Origin of the sequence: Mesorhizobium sp. M2A.F.Ca.ET.067.02.1.1 (assembly GCF_004023285.1) — a bacterium.
Classification (GTDB): domain Bacteria; phylum Pseudomonadota; class Alphaproteobacteria; order Rhizobiales; family Rhizobiaceae; genus Mesorhizobium.
On record NZ_RZSB01000843.1, the window covers coordinates 1 to 2,351 of the forward strand.

The following is a 2,351-nucleotide window of genomic DNA, read 5'->3' on the forward strand; positions in this document are numbered from 1 at the left end:
GCGCAGCGAGGCAAGCGTGTCGGCGGTCTCGCCCGACTGCGAGATGAAGAAGGCCGCGTCATTGGCCGAAAGCGGCATCTCGCGGTAGCGGAACTCGGAAGCGACATCGATGTCGACCGGCAGCCGCGCATAGCGCTCGAACCAGTATTTCGAGATCAGCCCGGCGAGATAGGCGGTGCCGCAGGCCGAAAGCGCCAGCCGGCCGATCCTGGCGAAGTCGAACGGCAGGTCGAGCGGCTTCGACTGGCCGGAAATGAAATCGACGTAATGCGCCAGCGTGTGCGAGATCACCTCCGGCTGCTCATGAATTTCCTTTTCCATGAAATGCCGGCGGTTGCCCTTGTCGACCATGAAGCTGGTCGAAAGCGACTGCTGCCGCTTGCGGTCGACCTTGTTGCCGTCGATGTCGTAGATGGTCACGCCTTCGCGGCGAACCACCGCCCAGTCGCCATCCTCCAGATAGGTGATCGAGTTGGTGAAGGGCGCCAGCGCGATGGCGTCCGAGCCCAAAAACATCTCGCCCTCGCCATGGCCGACGGCCAGAGGCGGACCGTTGCGGGCGCCGACGATCAGGTCCTCGTCGCCCTGGAACATGATCGCCAGCGCGAAGGCGCCGGACAGCCGCTTAAGCGCCGCATGCGCAGCCTCCACCGGCTTCAGCCCTTTGGCTAGCTCGCGCGCCACCAGATGCGCCACGACCTCGGTGTCGGTCTGCGAGGCGAAGCTGTAGCCGTCGCGGGTGAGCTCGTCGCGCAGCTCGGCGAAATTCTCGATGATGCCATTGTGGACGATGGCGACGCCGTTGGAAAAATGCGGATGCGCGTTGGTCTCGTTGGGTACGCCGTGTGTCGCCCAGCGCGTGTGGCCGATGCCGATTGTGCCGTCGAGCGGCTCGTCCTTCAGCCGGCGTTCGAGGTTGATGAGCTTGCCTTCGGCGCGGCGGCGTCCGAGCTCGCCCTTCTCGATGGTGGCGACACCGGCCGAGTCGTAGCCGCGATATTCAAGCCGCTTCAGCGCGTCGACGATGAGCGGCGCGACCTGCGAATGGCCGACGATTCCAACGATACCGCACATGGCGCTTGCCCCCGATTCCCAGCGGAAAACCCGGCGTTATCTAGGGGTTGCCGGCCTGCCGCGAAAGTCACTTTGCGTTTCGTTCCATGTCAGCGGAACGGTCTTTTGCTCCATGCACCATGCCAGACGGCGCTTGCAATCCAGTTACTCCAATTGTTCGCCTTTTCAGGCATTTGGTTCTCTTTTCGGCAAGATTTGGCTAAATGTCGGGCCATGAGCGAACCCACCACGACACTCTGGCGTCCGATCGGACCCAAGAAGTTGGAACTAATCAAGGCTTCGGGCATGCGCGAATTTCCGCCGCGCCTGCGATCAGCCGATCTTCTATCCCGTGCTCACCGAAGCCTATGCGGTCCAGATCGCCCGCGACTGGAACGTACCGGCGAGCGGCTCCGGTTTCGTCACCCGCTTTGAGGTCCTGAAGAGCTTTCTTAGCGGCTACAGGGTCGAGCATGCCGGCAGCAAGGCGCATCTCGAATATTGGATACCCGCCGAGGACCTGCCTCAATTCAACAAGGCGATCGTCGGCAAGATCGAGGTGACGGCCGCCTTCGGCAAACCCACCGAGAGCACCGCCTGAAACGCTACTCCGCCGCCGCTTTCTTCCTTGCCGCTGCGGCCGAGGCGAAGCGCTCGCGCAATTCCTTGCCCTTGCCGGGGATCGTCTTCTGGCGGGCACGGCCGAAAGCCAGCGCATCGTCAGGCACGCTTTCGGTGATCACGCTGCCGGAGGCGATATAGCCGCCCTTGCCGATCGTGACCGGCGCCACCAGCGAGGAATTCGAGCCGACAAAGGCGCCCTCGCCGATATCGGTGAAGAATTTCGAGTAGCCGTCATAGTTGCAGGTGATGGTGCCGGCGCCGATATTGGCCCCGGCCCCGACGCGCGCGTCGCCGATATAGGTCAGGTGGTTGACCTTCGCGCCTTCTTCCACTGTCGACTGCTTGACTTCGCAGAAATTGCCCACCTTGGCCTTTTTCCTGAGGTCGGCACCAGGCCGCAGCCGCGCGAACGGCCCGACCTCGCAATTCTCCGCGATGGTAGCGCCCGTCATATGGCTAAAAGCATGGATCGTGGCGCCGGTGGAAATCTTGACGCCCAGGCCAAACCACACATTCGGCTCGACGATCGTGTCGGCGCCGATCTCGGTGTCGTGCGAGAAATAAACGGTTTCGGGCGCGATCAGCGTCACGCCGGACAGCATCGCCTCGCGCCGCCGGCGCGCCTGCCAGATCGCTTCCGCCTCGGCAAGCTCGTCCCGGTTGTTTATGCCGAG

At 63.0% G+C, this 2,351-nt stretch carries 2 protein-coding genes and 1 pseudogene; 1 reads left to right on the top strand and 2 read right to left on the bottom strand.

Features of this window, described 5'->3' with window-relative positions:
- Window positions 1–1,074, bottom strand: a 1,074-nt coding sequence (glmS, locus tag EOA28_RS32625) for a glutamine--fructose-6-phosphate transaminase (isomerizing) (protein WP_128315696.1), incomplete at its 3' end; no start/stop codon positions are given.
- Between the two features lie 213 nt (window positions 1,075–1,287).
- Between glmS and EOA28_RS32630 the strand changes: the two are divergent.
- Window positions 1,288–1,654 (top strand): annotated as a pseudogene (locus tag EOA28_RS32630) (ADP-ribosylation/crystallin J1).
- A 4-nt stretch (window positions 1,655–1,658) separates the two neighbouring features.
- On the opposite strand, the gene EOA28_RS32635 reads toward EOA28_RS32630, so the two are convergent.
- Window positions 1,659–2,351: DapH/DapD/GlmU-related protein (locus tag EOA28_RS32635; protein ID WP_281060943.1), on the bottom strand; the 693-nt coding region annotated here is incomplete at its 5' end.